At 67.8% G+C, this 16,085-nt stretch carries 17 protein-coding genes; 13 read left to right on the top strand and 4 right to left on the bottom strand.

The features are described 5' to 3' along the window. The first annotated feature begins 245 nt into the window (after positions 1–245). From CFB47_RS37050 to CFB47_RS37040, 3 genes are all read left to right on the top strand, one after another. Entirely contained in the window at positions 246–812 is a 567-nt protein-coding gene (locus CFB47_RS37050) for a TetR/AcrR family transcriptional regulator (protein WP_089464215.1), read from the top strand. A gap of 226 nt (positions 813–1,038) precedes the next feature. Beyond that, the gene (locus CFB47_RS37045) at positions 1,039–1,464 is read left to right on the top strand and encodes an organic hydroperoxide resistance protein (RefSeq protein WP_046547194.1); all 426 of its coding nucleotides are present in this window, start codon (positions 1,039–1,041) and stop codon (positions 1,462–1,464) included. Positions 1,465–1,529: 65 nt separating this feature from the next. Next, positions 1,530–2,570 carry an alpha/beta hydrolase gene (locus CFB47_RS37040; RefSeq protein ID WP_089459642.1) on the top strand — a complete coding sequence of 347 codons (1,041 nt, stop codon included), beginning with the start codon at positions 1,530–1,532 and terminating at the stop codon, positions 2,568–2,570. Between the two features lie 101 nt (positions 2,571–2,671). On the opposite strand, the gene CFB47_RS37035 is transcribed toward CFB47_RS37040, so the two are convergent. After that, the gene (locus CFB47_RS37035; RefSeq protein ID WP_089464214.1) at positions 2,672–4,387 is read right to left on the bottom strand and encodes an ATP-binding protein; all 1,716 of its coding nucleotides are present in this window, start codon (positions 4,385–4,387) and stop codon (positions 2,672–2,674) included. Positions 4,388–4,477: 90 nt separating this feature from the next. After that, positions 4,478–5,107, bottom strand: coding sequence for a response regulator transcription factor (locus tag CFB47_RS37030; protein WP_089459640.1), 630 nt, complete (start codon positions 5,105–5,107; stop codon positions 4,478–4,480). Positions 5,108–5,524: 417 nt separating this feature from the next. On the opposite strand from CFB47_RS37030, the gene CFB47_RS37025 reads away from it, so the two are divergent. The 6 genes from CFB47_RS37025 (at position 5,525) to CFB47_RS37000 (ending at position 10,404) form a co-directional block, all read left to right on the top strand. Further along, the gene (locus CFB47_RS37025) at positions 5,525–5,848 is read left to right on the top strand and encodes a flagellar transcriptional regulator FlhD (protein ID WP_039355302.1); all 324 of its coding nucleotides are present in this window, start codon (positions 5,525–5,527) and stop codon (positions 5,846–5,848) included. A 47-nt stretch (positions 5,849–5,895) separates the two neighbouring features. After that, a complete protein-coding gene (locus CFB47_RS37020) occupies positions 5,896–6,498 on the top strand; it encodes a FlhC family transcriptional regulator (protein ID WP_089464336.1) in 603 nt (200 codons plus the stop codon). 135 nt (positions 6,499–6,633) lie between these two features. Further along, positions 6,634–8,586 (top strand): HAMP domain-containing sensor histidine kinase, encoded by a 1,953-nt coding sequence (locus CFB47_RS37015; RefSeq protein ID WP_256946843.1) that lies wholly within the window; start codon positions 6,634–6,636, stop codon positions 8,584–8,586. A gap of 184 nt (positions 8,587–8,770) precedes the next feature. Then, entirely contained in the window at positions 8,771–9,142 is a 372-nt protein-coding gene (locus CFB47_RS37010) for a CidA/LrgA family protein (RefSeq protein ID WP_089464212.1), read from the top strand. Next, a complete protein-coding gene (locus CFB47_RS37005; RefSeq protein ID WP_089444531.1) occupies positions 9,139–9,873 on the top strand; it encodes an LrgB family protein in 735 nt (244 codons plus the stop codon). The genes CFB47_RS37010 and CFB47_RS37005 overlap by 4 nt, the downstream gene beginning before the upstream one ends. A gap of 225 nt (positions 9,874–10,098) precedes the next feature. After that, positions 10,099–10,404 (top strand): hypothetical protein, encoded by a 306-nt coding sequence (locus CFB47_RS37000; protein ID WP_069249854.1) that lies wholly within the window; start codon positions 10,099–10,101, stop codon positions 10,402–10,404. 91 nt (positions 10,405–10,495) lie between these two features. Here the strand turns inward: CFB47_RS37000 and wrbA are convergent, their stop codons facing one another. Further along, positions 10,496–11,098, bottom strand: a complete 603-nt coding sequence (gene wrbA / locus CFB47_RS36995) for an NAD(P)H:quinone oxidoreductase (protein ID WP_039355294.1) — start codon at positions 11,096–11,098, stop codon at positions 10,496–10,498. Between the two features lie 61 nt (positions 11,099–11,159). Continuing rightward, complete coding sequence (locus tag CFB47_RS36990; RefSeq protein ID WP_089444529.1) at positions 11,160–11,885, bottom strand: pirin family protein; 726 nt, start codon at positions 11,883–11,885, stop codon at positions 11,160–11,162. Positions 11,886–12,013: 128 nt separating this feature from the next. Here CFB47_RS36990 and CFB47_RS36985 point away from each other — a divergent pair, with 128 nt between their 5' ends. From CFB47_RS36985 to CFB47_RS36970, 4 genes are all read left to right on the top strand, one after another. Then, positions 12,014–12,931 (top strand): LysR family transcriptional regulator, encoded by a 918-nt coding sequence (locus tag CFB47_RS36985; RefSeq protein WP_089444528.1) that lies wholly within the window; start codon positions 12,014–12,016, stop codon positions 12,929–12,931. Between the two features lie 94 nt (positions 12,932–13,025). Beyond that, on the top strand, positions 13,026–14,147 hold the full coding sequence (locus tag CFB47_RS36980) for a Fic family protein (RefSeq protein WP_218829438.1): 1,122 nt from the start codon (positions 13,026–13,028) through the stop codon (positions 14,145–14,147). Positions 14,148–14,397: 250 nt separating this feature from the next. After that, a complete protein-coding gene (locus tag CFB47_RS36975) occupies positions 14,398–14,595 on the top strand; it encodes a DUF3311 domain-containing protein (RefSeq protein WP_085040323.1) in 198 nt (65 codons plus the stop codon). Positions 14,596–14,679: 84 nt separating this feature from the next. After that, on the top strand, positions 14,680–16,074 hold the full coding sequence (locus tag CFB47_RS36970; RefSeq protein ID WP_089464211.1) for a sodium:solute symporter: 1,395 nt from the start codon (positions 14,680–14,682) through the stop codon (positions 16,072–16,074). The last annotated feature ends 11 nt before the right edge of the window (positions 16,075–16,085 follow it).

Raw genomic sequence — 16,085 nt, 5'->3', positions numbered from 1 at the left:
GATGCCGGGGCCGGATGCGATGCGGTCGTCATGTGCCGGCACATTCGTCCAGCCGATGGACATTGCGCCGCGATTCGCGTGGCCCGGCGTGAAGTGTCGCATCGATTCGATCGTGCTGCAGGCCGGTTGTAAGCCGCCCGGCCAGGCGAACGGTGTCGTCCTTGCGCGTCGGGCTCGCAGGCATCGTCATCGCGCCCCTAAAAAACTCCTTGACTATCTATCTATGAGTAGATAAAGTTCGATCCATGGAAACGAAACCGACCGTCCGCGAACAGATTCTCGACCACGCGATCACGTTGATGATGCAGCGCGGTTACAACGGCTTCAGCTATCGGGACCTGTCCGACCTGGTGGGCGTGAAGACGTCGAGCATCCACTACTACTTCCCGTCGAAGGACGATCTCGTGCTGGAAGCGGTGGCGGCCTACAGCAACGAAGTCCTCTCGGCCGTGCGGGCGATCGATCCGGCGCTGCCGGCCGACGTGAAGCTGAGCCTGTACACGAAGATGTTCGGCCGCACGCTGGGCGACGGCAACCTGATCTGCCTGTGCGGGATGCTCGCGTCCGACATCGAAACGTTGCCGGAGAACGTGCGGCAGGCGGTGCAGGCGTTCTTCACGGCCAACGAGCGCTGGCTCGCGGAATTGCTGGTGCAAGGCGCGAAGGAAGGCACGCTGCAGTTCAGCGGCGAGCCCGACACAGCGGCGCGCACGTTGTACGCGGCGTTCCAGGGCAGCGTGCTGGCGAGTCGGTTGTTTCATACGCGGGCGCGTCTCGAGGATGTCGAGGCCGTCTGGAAAGCGCGGCCCTGACCGGCGGCGCGCGAGCGGTAGGGCGGTTCGCCGCCTTTTTATTGAATCTCGTTATCTATCATGTAGTAGATAGATGACTGGCGCAGAGGAATCGATCCTCTGCATTTTTTGGGGACGTTTATCTATCTATGAGTAGATAAACAAATGCGAAGCCGGCGAAGAAGCCGCCGGCACGCGGTCCCGGTTCGAAGGCTGTTTCACTCACTGATTGAAAAAGGAATCTGTCATGTCGATCGAAAAAGTGCTGTACCGCGCCCATGCAAAAGCCACCGGCGGCCGTGACGGCCGTGCGACGGTGCCCGAAAGCGGCCTCGACCTGAAGCTGACCACGCCGCGCGAGCTCGGCGGCGCGGGCGGCGCAGGCGCGAACCCCGAGCAACTGTTCGCCGCCGGCTACAGCGCGTGCTTCATCGGCGCGATGAAGTTCGTCGCCGCGCGCGACAAGATCGCGATCCCCGCAGACGCCGCGATCGAAGGCAGCGTCGGCATCGGCGCGATCCCGAACGGTTTCGGCATCGAAGTCGAACTGAAGATTTCGCTGCCGGGCCTCGATCGCGACGTCGCGCAGACGCTGATCGATCGCGCGCACGTCGTCTGCCCGTACTCGAACGCGACGCGCGGCAACATCGACGTCACGCTCACGCTCGTCTGATCGTACGCATTGCGAAACATTCACCGTCACATCGTCATTCACGGATTGAGCCAAGGAGTTACACCATGAAGATCGTCAAGCCGCTGCTGATCGCCGCCGCCGTTGCCGCTGCACTGTCCGTCACGACTACCACGTTCGCCGCGGGCGCCGGCGCCGACGCCGTCGGTCCCGACGCGACGACGAGCGCATTCCTCGCCGTGCTGAACGGCCAGAAGGGCCCGGGCCTCGAAACGCTGAGCCCCGCGAAGGCGCGCCAGGTGCTGGTCGATGCGCAGAACGGCACGAAGGTCGACCTGTCGGGCATCGACGTGTCGAACCGCACGATCGAACAGGACGGCTTGTCCGTGCCGGTCACGATCGTCCGCCCGCAGGGCGCGACGGGCACGCCGCCGGTATTCGTGTTCATCCACGGTGGCGGCTGGGTGCTCGGCGATTTCCCGACGCACGAACGCCTCGTGCGCGACCTCGTCGTGCAATCGGGCGCCGTCGCGGTGTTCGTGAACTACACGCCGTCGCCGGAAGCGCATTACCCGGTCGCGATCAACCAGGCGTATGCGGCGACGAAGTGGGTGGCCGCGCACGGCGCGGAGATCGGCGTCGACGGCAGCCGCCTTGCGGTGGTCGGCAACAGCGTCGGCGGGAACATGGCGGCCGTGGTGGCGCTGATGGCGAAGGACAAGGGCGGCCCCGCGATCCGCTTCCAGGGGCTGATGTGGCCGGTGACGGACCACAACTTCAACACGGGTTCGTACAACGCGTATCAGCAAGGGCACTTCCTGACGCGACCGATGATGAAGTGGTTCTGGGACGCCTATACGAAGAACGAAGCGCAACGCAACGAGATCTACGCGTCGCCGCTGCGCGCGAGCACCGCGCAGCTGAAGGGCCTGCCGCCCGCGCTGATCCAGGTCGCGCAGTTCGACGTGCTGCGTGACGAAGGCGAAGCATACGGCCGCAAGCTCGACGCAGCGGGTGTCGATGCGACGACCACGCGCTACGACGGCACCATCCACGATTTCGGCCTGCTGAACGCGCTGGCCACGGATGCGCCGACGAAGGCCGCGACGAAGGCGATGGCGAACGAGATCGCGACGCGGTTGAAGTAAGCGAGGATCCGCACGCGCGCCGCGCCTGACGCGGTGCGCGTGCGAAGACTCGGCGGCGGGCAGATGCCCGCCGTTTTTGCATGCCGCCGGTGCACCGGCGACTATCCGGCGTTGGCCCCGCGCTGCTGCCCGGGCGCCTGCGCATGCAGCAGGCGCGCCATCGCCGCGCGCAGCTTGTCGCTCGGCACCGGCTTGTGCAGCAGCACGAACCCGCCATGCTTCAGCCGGCCGGGCCGTCGCGCGGTCGTGTCGCCCGTGATCAGCATCGCGGGAATCGCCGCGTTGTACTCGTCGCGAATGCGCGCGATCGCCGCGATGCCGTTCTGGTCGCCGTGCAGGTGCAGGTCGCAGATCAGCAGGGTCGGCCGCACCTCATATGATGCCAGGCACGCGATCGCGTCATCGACCGACGCGGCCGTGACGACCTGGTAGCCCCAGCGCTCGAGCAGCATCGACATGCCGGCGCGGATTGCGCTTTCGTCGTCGATCACGACCACGAGGTGCGCGGCGGCGGCCGCCTCGTCGACGGCGATCTCGTCGGCGGCGGCGCCCGGCTGCACCGCCGTGTCCAGCCGCACCAGCTGCAGTTCGAAGCACGAGCCCCGCCCGGGTTCGGAGCGCAGCGTCAGCGGGCAGTCGAGCAGCCCCGCGAGGCGCCGCACGATCGCCAGCCCGAGGCCGACGCCTCGTTCGGGCTCGTCGCCGCGCCGGCGCAACTGGTAGTAGTCGTCGAATACGCGCGCCTGCTGGTCGGCCGGAATGCCGCGCCCGGTGTCGAGGAATTGCAGGCGAACGTGCTGGCGTGTGCGCCGGCAGCCGACGACGATGCGTCCGGTGTCGGTGTAGCGCACCGCGTTCGACAGCAGGTTGCGTGCGATGCGCTCGATCAGCACCGGGTCGGAATCGACCACGGCCGTGCTGCGCACGTATGACAGCGACAAGCCTTTCCCGTGCGCGTCGGCGGCGACTTCGCGGCACACGCGCTCCAGCACCGCGCCGATCGCGAACGGCCGGCGATGGACGGGCACGACGCCCGCATCGAGCCGCGAGATGTCGAGGATCGCGGTGAACAGCGCGTCCATCGCGTTGACGGACTGGTCGATGCGATCGACGAGCAGCGTGCCGTCGGCCGGCATCGGCACGTGCCGTAACGCGCCGACGAACAGGCTCAACGCGTGGACGGGCTGGCGCAGGTCGTGGCTCGCGGCCGCGAGAAAGCTCGACTTGACGTGCACGGCCTCCGTCGCGAGATCCTTTTGCCGGCGGAAGTTCTCGGCCAGCTGCGCGGCGCGCTGGCGTTCGCGTTCGGCGATCCGCTGCGCGCGGATCAGTTGCAACTGCATCTCGATCTGGTCGCGGAATTCCTCGACGAGCCGGATGTAGCGCTCCGAATACGCATTCTCCTTGCAGTCGAGCAGGCAGATCGTGCCGAACGGCGTGTTGTCGGGCCAGCGGATCGGCAGGCCGAGATACGAGACCATGTTGACGCGCAGGTCCGGATTGTTGCGCCACTGCGCGGATTGCCGCGCATCCGGCACGACCAGCGTATCGCCGCTCGCGATGACCGCTTCGCAGTAAAGCCCCGAGCCGTGCAGTTCGGCCGATTCGCCCGGATAGAACGGATTGCCGGTGTTGCGGCTGGCGACCAGCACCTGGATGTCGCGGCCGACGTTGCGCATGATCAGCCCCGCCGGCACGCCGACGATTTCCGCCATCAGGTCGACGAGGCGCTGCCAGCGCGCGATCACGTCGGCGGCGAGGTCGAACGGGACTTCATGGTCGGCCGGCGCGTCGGGCGGCTCGTCGACATGCGTCATGCGCACGCTCCTCGAACGGGCGGAGACAATGAGGAAAATTTAGGCGTTCCACGCCGGCATGGCAATGTCGCGACGCAAGCCGGCGTCGGATCAGATGAGGCCGGCCTTCCTGCCGGCTGCCGCTGCCTGGGTGCGGTTGATGACGTTCAGCGCCTTGAAGATCGCGGTGATGTGCGCCTTGATGGTCTTTTCGGACAGGCCCAGCTTGTCGGCGATGACCTTGTTCGGTACGCCTTCCGCGAGATAGCGCAGCACTTCGATCTGTCGTTGCGTCAGCATCGAACCGCGTGCTGCAGCGGCGCCGTCCTGATGCTGCAGCGCGGGGTCGTCGAGCACGAGCGGCGGGACGTAGCGTTCGCCGTTGAGGGCGATCCGGATCGCGGACAGCAGCGTGCGCGGGCTGGCGGACTTCGGCACGTAACCCATCGCGCCCTGCGCGAACGCGCTGCGCACGGCGCCGGGATCCTCGGACGACGACAGCACGATGACCGGCAGCCCCGGGCGCATCGTCGCGAAGACGGCGAGCGCGTCGAGGCCGTCCATGCCCTGCAGCTTCAGGTCGAGCACGATGGCGTCGAGGTCGGTGTGATCGTCGAGCAGCCGCACTGCATCATCGGCGCTGCTCGCCTGGACGACGACCGTGTCGTCGTCACTCTGGCGCAGCAGCATCTCCACGCCATCCCGCAGGATCGCGTGATCGTCGACGATCAGAATTTTCATGAGGATGCTTGAATAAGTGAGTCCGGAGTCGGACCGATACGAACGAACCGGATTGTACAAGACGAAAGTCTTAATACTAAAGTCGCTTTTGTCCTGCATCTGTCTTGCGTCTAACGTCGCATTTACATTCAGCGGAATATCGCCGAGACTCAATCACGACAGTTCGCAATGCAGGTGAATGCGGGCGCGCCATTCGATGCGTCGCCGGCTTCGCGGCGATGTGAGCGACGTAGCAGGCAGCCGCTTCAGGATTGATTGACGGCGCGCTGCACGCACGCAATGTGCGTCGTTCGGCGGCGGTGAATTTCTGTTATTCGCGTCGAACACAAAAAAATAACGGTTCGTCATAACTGGCTTATCGGCACGCATTTTGACGATGAATCATTGATCCTGATCGCGCATGAATCGAGGTGAACGATGAAGGTTGCCAACGACAGCGATGCAATGTGGGAACTGAACATGTCGTATCTCTGGCTTGCGCAGCGACTGCTGCAGTCGGATCGCGCAACCGGCATGTTTCGCCTGGGTGTGACCGCCGATGTCGCCGCCGCGCTGGCCGCGCTGTCAATGAAGCACATGAACGAGCTCGCGTCCGCGGGGCAGTTGATCTGCGCATTGCGGCCGGGCCGGTACGGTGTGCTGTCGGCACTGACCCGCGCGACGCCGCCGGTCGATCTCGTGCGCGTGCATACCGCGATGGTGCTGGCCGGCCTTGCGCTACCCGACGAGGAAACATCGTGAACGGCCGGGCCGGGCGGCACGGCCTCGCGGACGACGCGCAACTGACGATGCACGCGGCGGCGCTGATCCGGCTCGGCGCGCGGCTGCAGATGCTGGAAGTGGAGTGCGGATTGCCGCGCGACCGTCTCGTGCGCCTGTATCGCGAAGTGCGCGGCGTGGCCGCGCCGAAGGGGTTGCTGCCGTCGTCGATCGACTGGTACATGACGTGGTTCGCGAACCTTCATGCATCGCTGTTCCACAGCATCTATCGCTTCCTGCGCAACCAGGCGGGCTGCTCGCGACTCGAGGCGCTCGTCAAGGCCTACACGCTGTACGCCGAACAGGGCGATGCCGCAAGTTGCGGATTGCCGCTGGACCTGACACGGGCGTGGATGCTGGTGCGCTTCGTCGACGCCGGCGTGCTCGACATCGCCCGATGCCGGGATTGCGGCGCGGCGTTCATCACCTACCGCCACGCGCTGCGCCGGCATCCCGTGTGCGTCGCCTGCCGGCTGCCGGCGCGTGCGGGCAAGCGCGCGGCCGGGACGTCCCCGCGGGTGGCGCCCGGCACGCGTCATGCGCGACGGCACGACGTACAGGCGGCCGTCGCGTCCTGTCGCGGCAGCGGCAGCGCCGCCGGCGATTCATCGGGAGAATGGTGTGCAAGCTAGCGGGGCGACGGCGGCCGCGGCAGGACCCACGCGGTCCGCGGCGCATGACGCCGGTCGGCACCTCGCGTCGGCCGGCGCGGCGCGTTCGCCCGATGGAGAAGGCTGCGCGCATCCGGTGCGCATCGAGCCGGCATCGTGAACCTCCGCGGTCTGTCCATCCGGCAGCGAATGCGTGCCGGCTTCGTGCTCGTCGTGATGCTGACGGCAGTCGCGTGCGGCACGAATCTGTGGGAAAGCTATCGGCAGTATCGGCAGGGGATGCTCGACCTGCGCGATTTCGCGCTGATCGAGTGCATGATGATCGCGTCGAACCGGATCGCGGCCGAACGCTGGCCGGCCAACCGGTTGCTGGCGCTGCGGCGGCACGATTCGGCCACGCAAGCGCAGGCCGTGCGCGATGCGCGCGCACACACGGATCAGGCGCTCGATGCGCTGCGAGACGACCTCACGCGGGCGGCGGCGCTCGGGGCATCCGAGCGCGGGGCCGCGCTGCACGCGCTCGCGTCGATACGCGCCGGGCTGGCCGGCGCGCGCGGCGAAGTCGATGCGCTCGCCGCGCGGCCCGCGGCGGCGCGTGCGACGTGGCAGGTGCAGGCCGCGCAGGACCGCATGTTCGCGGCCGCCGACGATCTGGCGGCGCTGACCGGCGGCGTGATGGCGGGGACGGCGATGCGTCATCCGCACACGGCCGGCGCGCTGGTCCTCGCGCGCCTGCTGGGCGACTTGCGCGAATACACCGGCCGGCTGGGCGCGCTGTTCGTCGCGCCGCTCGTGAGGAACGAGGCGCTCGACAACGATCGGCTGGCGCGCATCCTCCAGATGCGCGGGCGCATCGTGCAGTTGCGCGCACTGATCGCCGGCGCGATTGCACCGGCGCTCGACGACGCGACGCTGTCGAACGACCTGGCGCGGCTGAACGACACAATGGACGGCAGCTTCCTGCCGCTCGTTGCCGCGACGCTTCGCGCGGGGCGCACGGGCACCTATGCGATGAACGCCGAGGATTTCGCGTCGCGGATCATGCACGACCTCGACGCGTCGGCGCACTTGCGCGACCACGTGCTCGACCTCACGCGGGCGCGCGCGGTGGCGCTGCGCGATGCGGCGCGCGTGCGGATGATGCTGTCCGGCGCCGAGGCGGCGTGTTGCGTCGCGATCCTGTTCCTGCTCGTGCGCGGCACGCAGCGGACGCTGTCGAAGCCGCTCGATGCGCTGAGCCGGCGCATCGTCGCGTTGAGCGAGGGCGACGTATCGCCGATCGTCCGGGTTCCGGGCACGAGCCCCGAGATCGCGCACGTGAACGACGCACTGGACGCGCTGCGCGGCGCCTACGTTCATCGCACGCTGCTCGAGCGGCAGCGCAACGACATGCTGACGCTGTTCTCGCACGACATGCGTGCGCCGCTCACCTCGGTCATCGTGCTCGTGGACGCGCCTGCCGCCTGCCCGCCCGACTGCGCGCTGCGCGGGCGTCTTCACGAGATCGGCGGGCTGGCGCGTCATACGCTCGCGATGGCGGACGGTTTCGCGCAGGTGTCGCGGGCGGAGGCGGGCGAGTACGCGTCGGAGCTCGTCAACGTGGCCGACCTGATGAATCAGGCTCGCGACGAAATCTGGCCGCGTGCGCGGGACAAGCACATCGCGATCGACGACGTCCCGTCGTGCGACGACGCACTCGTGCATGGCGATCCGGCGCTGCTGTCGCGTGCGCTGGTCAATCTGCTGCGGAACGCGGTCGAATACAGCGCCGCGCATACCCGCATCGCGTGCAGCGTCGAGCTGGCGGACGACGGTGCTTCGGTGTGCTGCGTGATTCGCGACAACGGCTACGGGATCGCGGCCGAGGATCAGGCGCGCCTGTTCGAGCGTTACCGGCGCTTTCGCCTGCCGGGACAGCCCGACACGAAGGGTGTCGGGCTCGGCATGGCGTTCGCGAAGGCGGTCGTGGACCGGCACCGCGGCGAGATCCACGTGCGCAGCGCCCCGTGGCAGGGTACGACCGTGACGCTCACGCTGCCCTTGGCCGGCATATCCGGCAATGCGCACGAGCCGGGCAGGGCGATGCCGGCCGAACCGGTGCCGGGATGACGCGTGGCGGCGGGAGGCCGCACGCCGTGCAGCCGGTGGTGTCATCCCGCAGCCGCACGCGGCGATGTCCGATCGCGCGTGAAGTTGGTACGATCGCGCGTATCGTTCACGCCGGCGCCGCAACCCGCCGGCCATCGGTCGCGCGGCCGTCCGGCAGCGCGGCCCCGTTCGGGAGAAGCGGTTCATGCTGCAGGCATTCGCGGTCTTGCTGACCTTCCAGTGTCTCGGGGAAGGCGTGTCCTACCTGTTCGGCCTGCCGGTGCCGGGCCCGGTGATCGGCATGCTGCTGCTGTTCGGCTTCGTGATGCTGCGCCCGCAGGTGGCCGACGCGATCGAGCCGACCGCGCTCGAGCTGCTGCGCCATCTGTCGCTGCTGTTCGTGCCGGCCGGCGTCGGCATCATGGTGTCGGCCGACCGCGTGCGCGGCGATGCGGTCGCGGTCGTCGTCGCGCTGGCGGTGAGCACCACGCTCGCGATCGCGGTGACCGCGCTCGTCACACGTGCGCTGCTGCGGCGCCAGCGGCGCGCGGACGGCGCGGCGGAGGGCACGCGATGACGGCCTTCCCGACACTCGGCGCGATCTGGGTCTATCTCGCCGCGACCCCGCTGCTGGGCCTGACCATCACGCTGATCGCCTATCTGTTCGCGCAGGCCGTCTATGCGCGGGCGCGCTTCAACCCGCTCGCGAACCCGGTGCTGATCGCGGTCGCGTTGATCGTCGTGCTGCTGACGATCACCCACACGCCGTATCCGACGTATTTCGAAGGCGCGCAGTTCGTCCACTTCCTGCTCGGCCCCGCGACCGTCGCGCTCGCGCTGCCGCTGTACCGCCAGTGGTCGAAGCTGCGCCGCGCCGCGGTGCCGCTGCTGGTCGGCCTGCTCGCGGGTTCGCTGACCGCGATCGTGTCGGCGGTGGGCATCGCGGCGCTGTTCGGCGCGTCGCACCAGACGATCGCGTCGCTGGCACCGAAATCGGCGACGACGCCGATCGCGATGGCCGTCGCGGCCGAAATCGGCGGGATTCCGTCGCTCACCGCCGTGCTCGTGATCTCGACCGGGATTTTCGGGGCGGTGTGCGCACGCGGGATCCTCAATGCGTTGCGGGTCGACGAACCGGCCGTGCGCGGCTTCGCGCTCGGCGTCGCGTCGCACGGGATCGGCACCGCGCGCGCGTTCCAGGTCAGCGAAGAGGCCGGCGCGTTCGCCGGGCTCGGGATGGGGCTGAACGGCGTGCTGACCGCCTTCGTCGTGCCGATCCTGCTGCCGGTGCTGTCGCGCTGGATCTGAGCGCCGGCCGGGCCGGGTTATCGGTTTCCCTGATGGCGCCGGCGCGGCGCCGAAACGGCGGCTCTCGCGGTGCGCATGTATCGTGGCCGTTATCAGGAGAATTCAGGAACGCACACGGACAACGGAATACTGATCGGCTAACGTTGCAACGGCGCCGATGTCGCAAGCGGTCGTGTGCGCGCCGGTGTTCGACCCACTTTCAACAATCGACAAGGAGATCCGGCCATGAAGCAGTCTCGCGTGGTATCGGTGGCAGTAGCAGTAACGGCGTCGTTCGGTCTGCTGTTGACCGCCGCGCCGGCGGCATACGCGCAGGATCCGGCGTCCGCGCCGACGCAGAAGCAGCTCGACAAGGCGCAGAAGAAGGCGGCCCGCAAGGCCGCCCGGGCGCGGCATGCGTCGGACCTGAAGGCGATCGGCACGGGCAGCGGCTACCGGTTGACCAACGACCAGAGCAACTATCCGCAGAACGCCGCGCAGAAGGCGCCCGCGACGAAGGCGGCGCCGGCCGCCCCGGCATCGGGCCAGTAACGGCCGTAACCTCGGCACAGCGCGAACGGCGCCGGATCGACCGGCGCCGTTCGCGCATGTGCGGGGCGGCCCGAACGGCCGGGCCGTCGCGTTACGACGCGAGCTTGCTCGCGATTTCCGCGACGTGCTTGCCCTGGTAGCGCGCGATGTCGAGCTCGTTCGCGCTCGGCTGGCGGCTGCCGTCCGCGCCCGCGAGCGTGGTCGCGCCATACGGCGTGCCGCCGGTGATTTCGTTCATGTTGACGAGGCCGCTGCAGGCGTACGGCACACCGACGATCACCATCCCGTGGTGCAGCAGCGTGGTGTGGAACGACGTGATCGTCGTTTCCTGGCCGCCGTGCTGCGTGCCGGTCGACGCGAACACGCTGCCGATCTTGCCGACGAGCGCACCCTTCATCCACAGGCCGCCGGTCTGGTCGAGGAACGTGCGCATCTGGCCGGCCATGTTGCCGAAGCGGGTCGGCGTGCCGAAGATGATCGCATCGTAGTCGGCGAGTTCGTCCACCGTCGCGACCGGCGCGGCCTGGTCGACCTTCACGCCGATCGCGCGAGCCTGGTCGACGGGAATCGTTTCCGGCACGCGCTTGAGCGTGACCTCGACGCCGGCCACCGATTTCGCGCCTTCCGCGATGTGCTGCGCCATCGTTTCGACGTGCCCGTAGGACGAGTAGTAAAGAACGAGTACCTTGGCCATGTTGCGAATCTCCGATTAAAAGGGCCCCGCGTTCAGCGGGGCCCGGTTTCCCGAACGGGCGTCATGCCCACTCGGCCGTTACTTCGACCGGACGCAGGTCGAACACCAGCACTTCGGCATCCTTCCCGTCGGCGAACGTCAGCGCCTGTTCGTCGCGGATGCGCACGCCGTCGCCTTCGCCGAGCGTCACGCCGTTGACCGTCACGCTGCCGCGTGCCACGTGCACGTAGGCAAAGCGGTTCGGCGCCAGTTCCAGCGTCGCGCGTTCATCGCCGTCGAACAAGCCGGCGTAGATCCGCGTGTCCTGCCGGATCTTCAGCGAACCGGCGTCGCCGTTCGGCGAGACGACGAGCGCGAGCTTGCCGCGCTTGTCGTCGGCCGTGACGTTCGTCTGCTGATAACGCGGCTCGGCACCCTTTTCGGCCGGCCCGACCCAGATCTGCAGGAAGTGGACCGGCAGTTCCGGCGAGTGGTTGAACTCGCTGTGGCGCACGCCGGTGCCCGCGCTCATCAGCTGCACGTCGCCCGGCACGATCACCGAACCGGTGCCCATCGAGTCCTTGTGTTCCAGCGCGCCGTCGAGCACGTACGACAGGATTTCCATGTCGCGGTGCGGGTGCGTGCCGAAGCCGCGGCCCGGGGCGACGCGGTCGTCGTTGATCACCAGCAGGTCGGAGAAGCCGACTTGCTTCGGATCGTAGTAGTTCGCGAACGAAAACGTATGACGGGAGCTGAGCCAGCCATGCTCCGCACGGCCACGTTGGTTTGCTGCACGGATTTCGATCATGATTTTTGTTCCTCAAGACGCCGGACCTCGGAAGTGGGCCCGGCCGTTCGTTGAGATGAATCTTAGGTCAATCGATTTGACAAATAAATGGCTGTAGCGATAATGACTGTCGCTATGGAGTGGACAATATGGAAATCAACGATCTCAGGATCTTCGTCGCGACGGTCGATGCGGGCAGCTTCACGGCGGCGGCCGACCAGCTGATGCTGTCCAAGCAATTCGTCAGCCGGCGCACGATGGCGCTGGAGGCGTCGCTCGGCGTGCGGCTGCTGCACCGGAACACGCGCAACCTCGCGGTGACCGAATCGGGGCAGGAGTTCTATGCGCGCGCGCAGCGGATCCTCGCGGAGATCGCCGACGCCGAGCAGGCGATGTCGGTGCGCAGCACCGAGCTGCACGGGTCGCTGAAAATCAGCGCGCCGCTGTCGTTCGGGATCACGCACGTGTCGCCGCTGATCGCCGAATTCCTGTCCGCGCACCCGGCCGTGCGGCTGAACCTCGACCTGACCGACCGGCGCGTCGACCTGATCGGCGAGGGCTTCGATCTCGTGCTGCGGATCGGCTCGCTCGAGGATTCGACGCTGATCGCGCGCCCGCTCGGCGCGTGGCGGATGATCGCGTGCGCGAGCCCCGCCTACCTGAAGCGGCAGGGCACGCCGCAAACGCCGGCCGATCTCGCCGGCCATACGTGCGTGCTGTACGGGCGCGAGCGGCGCATCGGCTGGGAATTCCGCGTCGACGGCGCGGCGCGTACGTTCGACGTGCAGGGGCCGCTGGTCGCGAACAACGGCGAGGTGGTGCGCGACGCGGCGATCGCAGGGCTCGGCATCGCGCTGCTGCCGGATTTCATCGTCGGCGGGGCGCTCGACAGCGGCGCGCTGGTGCCGGTGCTCGACGCGTATGCGCCGTCGCCGATCACGCTCAATGCGGTGTTTCCGCAGCATCGGGAAGGGTTCGTCACGCTGCGCACGTTCATCGGGTTTCTCGCGGAACGGCTCGGCGACGCGGCGCCGGCCGCGAAGGGCGGGGCGGGGCGGGCGCGGTAGCGGGCCGGTTTGCGGGGAATGGGGGTGCTATTCTCCGCATGATTTGCGGAGAATGTGGCGCTCTGCGGCGAATCGGTGGGATAATCTCCGCATCATGAGCGGAGATTACACCTACATCTGGGAGTCGGCCGACTGGCCCGCGTGGCGCTTCGACCTCCCTGCACTGGCGACGCCACTCGCCGACGTCAGCCGTGCGCAAGGCATGCTGGCCGGGCGGCTGGCGGATGTCGGCCTGGCGCTGCGCGACGAGGCCAGCCTCGCCGCGTTGACGGAGGACGTCGTCAAGACCAGCGCGATCGAGGGCGAAAGCCTGAACGTGGCGTCAGTCCGGTCGTCGATCGCGCGCCGGCTCGGGGTCGACATCGGCGCGCTGGCGCTGGTCGATCGTCACGTCGAGGGCGTGGTCGACATGGTGCTGGACGCGACCGCCCACGCGGCGGCACCGGTCACGGACGCCCGTCTGTTCGGGTGGCATGCGGCGCTGTTTCCGACCGGCTATTCGGGGATGTCGCGGATCACGGTCGGCGGCTGGCGCACCGATGCCACCGGGCCGATGCAGGTCGTGTCCGGGCCGATCGGCCGGCAGCGCGTGCATTTCGAGGCGCCGCCCGCCGCGCGCCTCGCCGGCGAGATCGCGCGCTTTCTCGCGTGGCTCAATGCCGCGCCGGTCGAGCCGTTGCTGATCCGCGCCGGCCTCGCTCACCTGTGGTTCGTCACGCTCCATCCGTTCGACGACGGCAACGGCCGGATCGCGCGTGCGCTCGGGGATCTGGTCCTCGCGCGCGCCGACCGCAGTCCGCAACGCTTCTACAGCCTGTCGGCGCAAATCCAGCGCGAGCGCAATGCGTATTACGACGTGCTGGAGCGGACGCAGCGCGGCTCGCTCGACGTCACCGAATGGCTCGCGTGGTTCCTGACCGCGCTCGGCCGCGCCATCGATCACGCGCACACGACGCTCGACGCGGTGCTGGTCAAGGCGCGTTTCTGGCAGCGCTGCGCGGGCTTCGCGATGAACGAACGCCAGGTGAAGGTGATGAATCGCCTGCTCGACGGCTTCGAGGGGAAGCTGACGTCGACCAAGTGGGCGGCGCTGGCGAAGTGCTCGCAAGACACCGCGCTGCGGGACATCACCGAACTCGTCGAGCATGGCGTGCTGCGCCGCTCGTCGTCCGGCGGCCGGAGCACGAGTTACGAGCTGATGCCGTTTGGCGGTTGACGCCGGCCTCGGTCATGACCGGTGGGCGCTGGCCGCGACGGAGCGGCGTCGGGTTGCCGCTTCGATCGTTGCCGCGCTGACCGGGCCGCGTCGGGCAATGGACCACTGGCCCAAGCGATTGCCCGCGTCTGGCACTATCCCGCGCCTTTTTGTCTTCGAATACTGGATTCGACGCCGGATGCCGTGCAGGCGACATCCGCCGCCTCCGCGTACGCCCCTTCCGTACGAACCCGCTTTCGAGGAGACACGCATGCTCAGGTATCTGATCGGCATCGGTATTCCGTATCTCGGCGTGATCGGCGTGCTGCCGTGGGCAGCCGCGCAGGACCGCTACGTGCTGGGCGTGCCGTTCATCTTCATGTGGATCTTCGCGTGGTTCGTGCTGACGTCCGGCTGCCTGTTCGCGTGCTGGATGCTGTTCGACCGCCGCGCGAGCGGCGCCGCCTAGCGCACGCATCCGCTTCTTGCGGAGCGCCGGCCGCCCGCGCTTTCCGGTGAACCCTACGCATTCCTTTCCTTCGCAGAGGTGCGCATGTCCACGGTCGTCTTCGCCGCGCTGATCGCGCTGTCGCTCTATCTCGCCATCCGATCCGGCCGCGGCCGCGGCAAGCAGAGCGTGCATGACTTCTTCGTCGCGTCGCGCCAGTTCGGCACGGCGCTCGTGTTCTTCCTGACCGCCGGCGAGATCTACAGCATCGGCACGATGGTCGGCTTCCCCGGCGGCATCTACGCGAAAGGGCCGACCTACGGCGTGTGGTTCCTCGGCTACATCCTGCTCGCCTACCCGATCGGCTATTTCGTCGGCCCGAAGATCTGGGAGGCCGGCAAGCGTCACAACGCGATCACGCTGCCCGACTTGTTCAAGGGCCACTACCGCAGCCGCGGGCTCGAGCTTGCCGTTGCGTGCGCATCGATCCTGTTCCTGATCCCGTGGGGGCAGCTGCAGTTCACCGGGCTCGTCGCGGCGCTCAAGGGGCTCGGCTGGCACGTCGAGCCGCTGTACCTGATCCTCGTATGCGCGGCGCTCGCGTTCACCTATATCGCGATCTCCGGCGTGCGCGCGTCGGCGTATATCGCAATCCTGAAGGACATCCTGATGCTGCTCGCGATCGTCGTGACGGGCGTGGCCGTCGCATGGCAGGTGGGCGGCGTGCATCCGGTGTTCGACGCTGCGAGCCGGCAGGTCAGCAACACGATGAGCGGATCGCAGCTGCGCTTCTCGATGAGCACGATGCTGTTCCAGTCGCTCGGCTTCTACCTGATGCCGTTCGCCGCGCAGAATTTCTTCACCGCGCGCGGGCCGGACGCGATCCGGCGCACGCAGGTCGTGATGCCGCTGTACATGCTGATGTATCCGTTCCTCGTGATCGCGTCGTACTACGCGATCACCGCGAACCTGACGCTCGCGTCGCCGAATGACGCGTTCTTCGCCGCCGTCACGCACCTGCTGCCGGGCTGGCTGATCGGCCTCGTCGCGGCCGGCGCCGCGCTGTCGGGGCTGCTCGTGCTGGCCGGCATCTGCCTCGCGATCGGGCCGATCGTCACGCGCAACCTGATGCCGAACCTGCCGGAATCGCGCCAGAAGCGTGCGGCGAAATACGTGATCGTCGGCTACCTGCTGCTGTCGATCGCGACCACGATGCTCACGCCGAACCTGATGCTCACGCTGATCAACACCACGTACTACGGCGTCACGCAGTTCCTGCCGGGCGTGCTGATCCTGCTCGCGGGGCGCCGCGTGCGGCCGGTCGCGGTCGGGGCCGGGATGATCTGCGGCCAGGTGCTCGCGATGATCTTCTACGTGCTCCATGTCGACTTCGGCGGCATCAACCTCGGCCTCGTGTGCCTCGTCGTCAACGTGCTCGTCGTCGCGGCCGTGCATGCGATGCTGCATGGCCGTCCCGTGAAGCAATACGCCGTTTCCTGACCCATCGGCGG

The sequence above is a fragment of the Burkholderia sp. AU27893 genome (genome assembly GCF_002223205.1).
Lineage (GTDB): Bacteria > Pseudomonadota > Gammaproteobacteria > Burkholderiales > Burkholderiaceae > Burkholderia.
Note: the sequence above shows the minus strand (reverse complement) of the source record. Positions and strands in the feature narration are given on the sequence as shown.

Coding starts and splice junctions, on each gene's coding strand:
- CFB47_RS37050 (WP_089464215.1), top strand. CDS start 246: ATGGAAACGAAACCGACCGTCCGCGAACAGATTCTCGACCACGCGATC.
- CFB47_RS36970 (WP_089464211.1), top strand. CDS start 14,680: ATGTCCACGGTCGTCTTCGCCGCGCTGATCGCGCTGTCGCTCTATCTC.
- CFB47_RS37005 (WP_089444531.1), top strand. CDS start 9,139: ATGACGGCCTTCCCGACACTCGGCGCGATCTGGGTCTATCTCGCCGCG.
- CFB47_RS36980 (WP_218829438.1), top strand. CDS start 13,026: ATGAGCGGAGATTACACCTACATCTGGGAGTCGGCCGACTGGCCCGCG.
- CFB47_RS37035 (WP_089464214.1), bottom strand. CDS start 4,387: ATGACGCATGTCGACGAGCCGCCCGACGCGCCGGCCGACCATGAAGTC.
- CFB47_RS37045 (WP_046547194.1), top strand. CDS start 1,039: ATGTCGATCGAAAAAGTGCTGTACCGCGCCCATGCAAAAGCCACCGGC.
- CFB47_RS37020 (WP_089464336.1), top strand. CDS start 5,896: ATGCACGCGGCGGCGCTGATCCGGCTCGGCGCGCGGCTGCAGATGCTG.
- CFB47_RS37025 (WP_039355302.1), top strand. CDS start 5,525: ATGAAGGTTGCCAACGACAGCGATGCAATGTGGGAACTGAACATGTCG.
- CFB47_RS37030 (WP_089459640.1), bottom strand. CDS start 5,107: ATGAAAATTCTGATCGTCGACGATCACGCGATCCTGCGGGATGGCGTG.
- CFB47_RS36990 (WP_089444529.1), bottom strand. CDS start 11,885: ATGATCGAAATCCGTGCAGCAAACCAACGTGGCCGTGCGGAGCATGGC.
- CFB47_RS37040 (WP_089459642.1), top strand. CDS start 1,530: ATGAAGATCGTCAAGCCGCTGCTGATCGCCGCCGCCGTTGCCGCTGCA.
- CFB47_RS37010 (WP_089464212.1), top strand. CDS start 8,771: ATGCTGCAGGCATTCGCGGTCTTGCTGACCTTCCAGTGTCTCGGGGAA.
- CFB47_RS36985 (WP_089444528.1), top strand. CDS start 12,014: ATGGAAATCAACGATCTCAGGATCTTCGTCGCGACGGTCGATGCGGGC.
- CFB47_RS36975 (WP_085040323.1), top strand. CDS start 14,398: ATGCTCAGGTATCTGATCGGCATCGGTATTCCGTATCTCGGCGTGATC.
- CFB47_RS37000 (WP_069249854.1), top strand. CDS start 10,099: ATGAAGCAGTCTCGCGTGGTATCGGTGGCAGTAGCAGTAACGGCGTCG.
- wrbA (WP_039355294.1), bottom strand. CDS start 11,098: ATGGCCAAGGTACTCGTTCTTTACTACTCGTCCTACGGGCACGTCGAA.